The 6,919-nt window shown below is 71.6% G+C and carries 9 protein-coding genes; 2 read left to right on the top strand and 7 right to left on the bottom strand.

Annotation, left to right across the window (positions count from 1 at the left end):
- From GL263_RS18130 to GL263_RS18140, 3 genes are all read right to left on the bottom strand, one after another.
- A partial coding sequence (locus tag GL263_RS18130) for an isoprenyl transferase (protein WP_182856771.1) occupies window positions 1–822 on the bottom strand: 822 nt, incomplete at its 3' end.
- 87 nt (window positions 823–909) lie between these two features.
- Window positions 910–1,659 carry a DNA repair protein RecO gene (gene recO / locus GL263_RS18135; protein WP_182856772.1) on the bottom strand — a complete coding sequence of 250 codons (750 nt, stop codon included), beginning with the start codon at window positions 1,657–1,659 and terminating at the stop codon, window positions 910–912.
- A gap of 129 nt (window positions 1,660–1,788) precedes the next feature.
- Window positions 1,789–2,052: a protealysin inhibitor emfourin gene (locus GL263_RS18140; protein ID WP_182856773.1), complete on the bottom strand. Its 264-nt coding sequence runs from the start codon at window positions 2,050–2,052 to the stop codon at window positions 1,789–1,791.
- Window positions 2,053–2,340: 288 nt separating this feature from the next.
- Here GL263_RS18140 and leuA point away from each other — a divergent pair, with 288 nt between their 5' ends.
- Both leuA and GL263_RS18150 read left to right on the top strand, forming a co-directional pair.
- Window positions 2,341–4,113 (top strand): 2-isopropylmalate synthase, encoded by a 1,773-nt coding sequence (gene leuA / locus GL263_RS18145; RefSeq protein WP_182856774.1) that lies wholly within the window; start codon window positions 2,341–2,343, stop codon window positions 4,111–4,113.
- A 205-nt stretch (window positions 4,114–4,318) separates the two neighbouring features.
- On the top strand, window positions 4,319–4,981 hold the full coding sequence (locus GL263_RS18150; protein ID WP_323379458.1) for a TerB family tellurite resistance protein: 663 nt from the start codon (window positions 4,319–4,321) through the stop codon (window positions 4,979–4,981).
- Window positions 4,982–4,988: 7 nt separating this feature from the next.
- Here GL263_RS18150 and era read toward each other — a convergent pair whose 3' ends face one another.
- From era to GL263_RS18170, 4 genes are all read right to left on the bottom strand, one after another.
- Window positions 4,989–5,927, bottom strand: a complete 939-nt coding sequence (gene era, locus GL263_RS18155; protein WP_182856775.1) for a GTPase Era — start codon at window positions 5,925–5,927, stop codon at window positions 4,989–4,991.
- Window positions 5,924–6,364 (bottom strand): hypothetical protein, encoded by a 441-nt coding sequence (locus GL263_RS18160; protein ID WP_182856776.1) that lies wholly within the window; start codon window positions 6,362–6,364, stop codon window positions 5,924–5,926. Before GL263_RS18160 ends, era begins: the two co-directional genes overlap by 4 nt.
- 24 nt (window positions 6,365–6,388) lie before the next feature.
- The gene (locus tag GL263_RS18165) at window positions 6,389–6,754 is read right to left on the bottom strand and encodes a cytidine deaminase-like protein (protein ID WP_182856777.1); all 366 of its coding nucleotides are present in this window, start codon (window positions 6,752–6,754) and stop codon (window positions 6,389–6,391) included.
- Window positions 6,735–6,919 (bottom strand): hypothetical protein (locus tag GL263_RS18170; protein ID WP_182856778.1); only part of this gene is annotated, 185 nt, incomplete at its 5' end. The genes GL263_RS18165 and GL263_RS18170, both read right to left, overlap by 20 nt.

The raw sequence follows: 6,919 nt of genomic DNA on the forward strand, positions 1-6,919 counted from the left end.
GGGCAGGGAGACCTCGTTGGGCATCGCGCCGCCGAAGCGGCGGTCCCGGGAGGCGTACTCGACGCAGGCCCGCCACAGGTCGCGGCGGTCGAAGTCCGGCCACAGCACCTCCTGGAAGACCATCTCGGCGTAGGCGCTCTGCCACAGCAGGTAGTTGGAGGTGCGCTGCTCGCCGGACGGGCGGACGAAGAGGTCGACGTCCGGCATGTCCCGGTAGTACAGGTAGCGGGCGAACGTCTTCTCGTTGACCTTGCCCGGGTCCAGCCGTCCGGCGCGGACGTCCTCGGCGATGGCGGCCGCCGCGTCGGCGATCTCCGCGCGGCCGCCGTAGTTGACGCAGAAGTAGAGCGTCATCGCCGTGTTGTCCTTGGTCAGCTCCTGCGCGACCTGGAGTTCCTTCACCACCGACTTCCACAGCCGGGGCATCCGACCCACCCAGCGGATGCGGATGCCCATCGCGTGCATCTGGTCGCGGCGGCGCCGGATGACGTCCCGGTTGAAGTTCATCAGGAAGCGCACCTCGTCCGGGGAGCGCTTCCAGTTCTCCGTGGAGAAGGCGTAGAGGCTGAGGTTCCGCACCCCCAGTTCGAGGCAGCCCTGGAGTACGTCGAGAACCACGGCCTCGCCCATCTTGTGGCCCTCGGTGCGGGGCAGCCCGCGCTCCTTCGCCCAGCGTCCGTTGCCGTCCATCACGATCGCGACGTGGTTCGGCACCAGCTCGGCGGGGAGCTGCGGCGGACGGGCGCCCGAGGGGTGCGGTTCGGGGGCGCGGTAACCGGCGGACGCACCGTGCCGCTGCTGCGGCGTTCCGCGACGGGCCATGCGGTTCATCAACTCCAGGCGTAACGCGGGGGGACGAGGGGACCCCCACGGAGGAACGGGTGAGGCCAGGGAGCCGAGACTAGCCGGTCAGTCCTTCTCGACGTACCGCAGGGAGCGCAGGCCCCGCTCCAGGTGCCAGTGCAGATAGGCCGAGACCAGTCCGCTGCCCTCCCGGGTGTGCCGCGGTTCGGCGGCGTCGGCGGTCGCCCAGTCGCCGGTCAGCAGCGCGGCGAGCAGCCGCAGCGCCTCCGGTGAGGGCACCACGCTGCCGGGCACCCGGCAGTCGCCGCAGACGCAGCCGCCGGCGGCGACGGAGAAGAACCGGTTGGGGCCGGGCAGGCCGCAGCGGGCGCAGTCGTCGAAACTGGGGGCGTACCCGCCGACCGAGAGCGAACGCAGCAGGAAGGCGTCCAGGACGAGCCCCGGCGCGTGCGCCCCGGAGGCCAGCGTCCGCAGCGCGCCCACCAGCAGCAGGTACTGCTGCACGTTGGGTTCGCCCTCGTGGTCGGTGAAGCGTTCGGCGGTCTCCAGCATGGCGGTGCCGGCGGTGTACCGGGCGTAGTCGGCGACGATGCCCCGGCCGTAGGGGTTGATCGTCTCGGTCTGGGTGCACAGCGGCAGACCGCGCCCGACCAGCTCGCTGCCGCGGGTGAAGAACTGCACGTCGACGTGGGAGAAGGGCTCCAGCCTGGCGCCGAACTTGGACTTCGTGCGGCGGACGCCCCGCGCCACCGCCCGCACCCGGCCGTGCCCGCGGGTGAGCAGGGTGATGATGCGGTCCGCCTCACCCAGCTTCTGGGTGCGCAGCACGATGCCGTCGTCGCGGAACAGGCTCATACGGCGATTCTCGCAGCATTCCCGCGGCTTCCCGCAGCGGAGGACGCGGCGAAGACTACGGGGCCGGTGCCCGGGTTCTTGCGGTCCTCCCGGTTCCGGCCCCGGCGTCCGCGATGCCGCGGGGGCGCTTCAGGACTCCTCCCGGCCCTCCTTGAGGACCCGGGTGATGACCGTGCTCTGCGCGTCGGTCAGGCGTGGATCGGCGCAGTACACGGCCGTCCCGTCGACGGTGATCTCGTAGTTGAACCCGTCGGGGACACCGACGGGAGGCACCTCCCTGCCCTCGTCGACCGCCTCACGGACGAGCGCGATCAGCTTGTCGTCGTCTGTCTCCAGCGTGGCCCGCTTGGGAACCCCGCCGAAGCCACCGGTACGGATGACTGAAATGCGCATAATGTAGGTGTTCCCCCATCTCGGATGTCCATCCCCCGGGCGCCCGATCGGCGGGGAGGGAAAGTCGGGAAGAACCGTCGGATGGTCGTACCGTTTCTCGCATACTGATACGGGACGCTCACCCCCCGGCCGACTCGGCTAGGCTGCTTGGCATCATGCGTTACGGGCTGCTTCTTCTTAGCTGCCGCGGCGAGGGCCTGTAGTCGAGGCCGACCCCCTCCCCGCGGAGTTCGGTGCTGCCACCGTCGGCCGTCCGTCACAGCCTCCGCGACAGGAGCCACCGCGCCCATGACCGCCGCACCCTCCCACGGACCCGTCGGCCGCCGTACGCCGATCACCGCCGCCACCGTCACCCAGCGCCCCTCCGGGATGCCGATCCACCGCTACGGCCGGTACGAGGCCGTCGACATCCCCGACCGGACCTGGCCCGAGAAGCGCGTCACCAAGGCGCCCCGCTGGCTCTCCACCGACCTGCGCGACGGCAACCAGGCCCTGATCGATCCCATGTCCCCGGCGCGCAAGCGCAAGATGTTCGACCTGCTGGTCGGCATGGGCTACAAGGAGATCGAGGTCGGCTTCCCCTCCTCCGGGCAGACCGACTTCGACTTCGTGCGGTCGATCATCGAAGAGGACGCCATCCCCGAGGACGTCACCATCTCGGTGCTGACCCAGGCCCGCGAGGAGCTGATCTCCCGCACCGTGGAGTCACTGGTCGGAGCCCACCGCGCGACCGTCCACCTGTACAACGCCACCGCGCCCACCTTCCGCCGGGTCGTCTTCCGGGGCAGCCGCGACGAGGTCCGCCAGATCGCCGTGGACGGCACCCGCATGGTCGTCGACTACGCCGAGAAGCTGCTCGACGACCGCACCACCTTCGGCTACCAGTACAGCCCGGAGATCTTCACCGACACCGAACTGGACTTCGCACTGGAGGTCTGCGAGAGCGTCATGGACGTCTGGCAGCCCGAGGACGGCCGCGAGATCATCCTGAACCTGCCGGCCACCGTGGAGCGCTCCACCCCCTCCACCCACGCCGACCGCTTCGAGTGGATGTCCCGCAACCTGAGCCGCCGCGAGCACATCTGCCTCTCGGTGCACCCGCACAACGACCGCGGCACCGCCGTCGCCGCCGCCGAACTGGCCGTGATGGCCGGCGCCGACCGCGTCGAGGGCTGCCTGTTCGGCCAGGGCGAGCGCACCGGCAACGTCGACCTGGTGACGCTGGGCATGAACCTGTTCTCCCAGGGCGTCGACCCGCAGATCGACTTCTCCCGGATCGACGAGGTGCGCCGCACCGCCGAGTACTGCAACCAGATGGAGATCCACCCCCGCCACCCCTACGCCGGCGACCTCGTCTACACCGCCTTCTCCGGCTCCCACCAGGACGCCATCAAGAAGGGCTTCGAGGCGCTGGAGGCCGAGGCCGCCGCCCAGGGCCGGCCGGTGGAGGACATCCCCTGGGCCGTGCCCTACCTGCCCATCGACCCCAAGGACGTCGGCCGCTCCTACGAGGCCGTCATCCGCGTCAACTCGCAGTCCGGCAAGGGCGGCGTGTCCTACGTGCTCAAGAGCGAGCACAAGCTGGACCTGCCGCGGCGGATGCAGATCGAGTTCTCCAGGATCATCCAGGAGAAGACCGACAGCGAGGGCGGCGAGGTCACCCCGGCGCAGATCTGGTCCGTCTTCCAGGACGAGTACCTGCCCAACCCGGACAACCCGTGGGGCCGCATCGCACTGCGCACCGCACAGGCGGAGAGCACCAGCGAGGGCCACGACAACCTGACCGTCGAGGCCGTCGTGGACGGCGAGGAGACCGTCCTCAGCGGCACCGGCAACGGTCCGATCTCCGCCTTCTTCGACGCGCTGGCCGGCAACGGCATCGACGTACGGCTGCTGGACTACGTCGAGCACACCCTCAGCGAGGGCGCCAGTGCCCAGGCCGCCTCGTACATCGAGTGCGCCATCGACGGCAAGGTGCTGTGGGGCGTGGGCATCGACGCGAACACCACCCGCGCCTCCATCAAGGCCGTCGTCTCCGCCGTCAACCGCGCGACCCGGTAAGGCCCCGCCGACCGCGCGTACGGGTTGTGCGCGCGGTCGGCGTACAGCCGTCGACGTACAGGGGTTCGACAGCCCCGGTCAAGAGGCCGGTCCCGGCCACCCGCCGGGACCGGCCCGGCATTTGTCCGGTACGAGGTGCTGACGAGGGCTCACCTGTGTGGCTAACATCACGTGGGCAGCGTTGCCGGGGTTTCGGAGGTGTGGTGTGGGCTGGGTGCGCTTGGCGGGTGTCCGTACGGCGTGGACCACGATCGAGGACGGCGACTTCTTCTGCCCCGGCTGCGGCGGCGACCGCAACTACGAACGCCGCGTCGGACACCGCCGGCTGACAGTGCTCGGCCTGCCGCTGCTGACGCGCGGCGAGGTGGCACCGGTGGTGGTGTGCAGCTCGTGCGACCGCCACCACGGCCCGGAGGCGCTGGACCAGCCGACGACCACCCGGCTCGCGTCGATGCTGCGGGACGCCGTGCACACCGTCGCGCTCGCGGTGCTCTCCGCCGGTGGCGCGCGCTCCCGTACCGCCCGGCTGGCCGCCGTCGGCAGCATGCGCGCCGCCGGCTTCACCGCCTGCGACGAGGAGCAGCTGCTGACGCTGCTGGTCGCGCTCAGCGCCGACCGGGCCGCCTCGGGCGCCGACCTCGCGGACCTCGCCGACGAGCCCGAGCTGCGCCGCGTCCTGGAACCGCTCAGCGTCCACCTCGCCCCCGCCGGGCGGGAGGCCCTGCTCCTCCAGGGCGCGCGGATCGCGCTCGCCGACGGCCCCTACGAGGCGGAGGAGCTGGCCGCGCTCAGCGCGCTCGGCCGGGCCCTGCGCATCCCCGTGGCGGACGTCGACCGACTGCTTGCCGCCGCCCCCGAACGCAGCTGACGGCCGCTCAGAAGCCGAGCTTGCGCAGCTGCTTGGGGTCGCGCTGCCAGTCCTTGGCCACCTTCACGTGCAGGTCCAGGAAGACCGGAGTGCCCAGCAGGGCCTCGATGTGCTTGCGCGAGCGGGTCCCGACCTCCTTCAGCCGGCTGCCCTTCGGGCCGATGATGATGCCCTTCTGGCTCGGCCGCTCGATGTAGAGGTTGGCGTGCACGTCCAGCAGCGGACGGTCCGCCGGCCGGCCCTCGCGCGGCAGCATCTCCTCCACCACCACGGCGATCGAGTGCGGCAGTTCGTCCCGCACGCCCTCCAGCGCCGCCTCCCGGATCAGCTCCGCGACCATGACCTGCTCGGGCTCGTCGGTCAGGTCGCCGTCCGGGTACAGCGGCGGCGACTCCGGCAGGTACGGCACCAGCAGGTCGGCGAGCAGGCCCACCTGCTGCCCGCTGACCGCCGACACCGGCACGATCTCGGCCCACTCGATGCCCGCCTCCCGGCCGAGCCGGTCGACGGCCAGCAGCTGCTCGGCGAGCGTCTTGGAGTCCACCAGGTCGGTCTTGGTGACCACGGCCACCTTCGGCGTGCGCTTCTTCACCTTCGCCAGCTCGTTGGCGATGAAGCGGTCGCCGGGCCCCGTCTTCTGGTCCGCGGGCAGGCAGAAGCCGATGACGTCGACCTCCGCCCAGGTCGTGCGGACCACGTCGTTCAGCCGCTCGCCCAGCAGGGTCCGCGGCTTGTGCAGCCCCGGGGTGTCCACCAGGACAAGCTGCGCGTCCGGCCGGTGCACGATGCCGCGCACCGTGTGCCGCGTCGTCTGCGGCCGGTTCGAGGTGATGGCGACCTTCGTACCCACGAGTGCGTTGGTGAGGGTGGACTTGCCGGCGTTCGGCCGGCCGACAAAGCAGGCGAAGCCGGCACGGTGCGGAGTGGCGGGGGAAGGAGCGCTCATGCGCTCATTCTCTCCGATGTTCCGGACCGCTTTCCCTCCGGTGTTCCGGACCGCTCCGACTGCCGGCCCGCGACCAGGCCCGCGGCGGCGAGCGCGGCCGCCGCCGCGCACACCACACCGGCGGTGAGCAGCAGCCAGTCGGTGCCCCGCCCCTGCACCCAGTCCAGGACCAGCCGGGACCACACCACGACGCCCGCCAGCAGTATGCCGACCCGGGTGGCCGTGCCCAGGCGGTCCGCCGGGCGGGGCCGCCGCCGGGCCTCCGCGAGCTTCCGCAGGCCCTCCGGCAGCACGATGAGGGCACACGCGGCGGAGGCCGTGGCAAAGCCCTCCCCTCGCAGCAGGTCGACGACCACGGTGAACAGCAGGAACACGCCGGCGGCGGTCATCGCCCAGCCCAGCCGCTCCGGCGTGAGCAGGTCCTTGGACCTCGACACGGGAATCTCCCCCCTCTTTCCGGATCAGCCCGCGGTGACGGTCTCGCGGAGTCGGCCGTCCGGGCCGGCGAGCAGCACGGGCGTCGCCGGGCCGCCCAGGTCACGCACCGCGGAGAGGTCCTCGGCGGGCACCGCGGCCACGTCGGACACCACGGCGGCCGCCTCCAGGGACGTCGCCCCGGACGCGACGGCCATGGCCACCGCCGTCTGCAGCGCGCTGAGCCGCAGGGACGGCAGCGTCACCGTGCCCGCCACGTACGTCCGGCCGGTCTCGTCGCGGACGGCCGCGCCCTCGGGTACCGAGTTGCGCGCCCGGGCGCTGCGCGCCAGCGTGACGATCTTCTGGTCTTCCGGGTCCATGACCTGCGCTTCACTCATGGGTGCGAGCATACGGGTCGATCTTCAGCTGGGTGACGTCCGGGAAGCTGCCGGTGGGCCGGGGCGTGCGGTTGTCCACCACGGCCCGCAGCTTCTCCACCGCACGGTGCGCCAGCGGCAGCAGGGCGCTGCGCTCCCCCCTCGCGTCGCCGTCCCGCACCTCCTCCTCGTCGGGAC

The organism is Streptomyces durbertensis, assembly GCF_014156695.1.
Taxonomy (GTDB): Bacteria; Actinomycetota; Actinomycetes; order Streptomycetales; family Streptomycetaceae; genus Streptomyces; species Streptomyces durbertensis.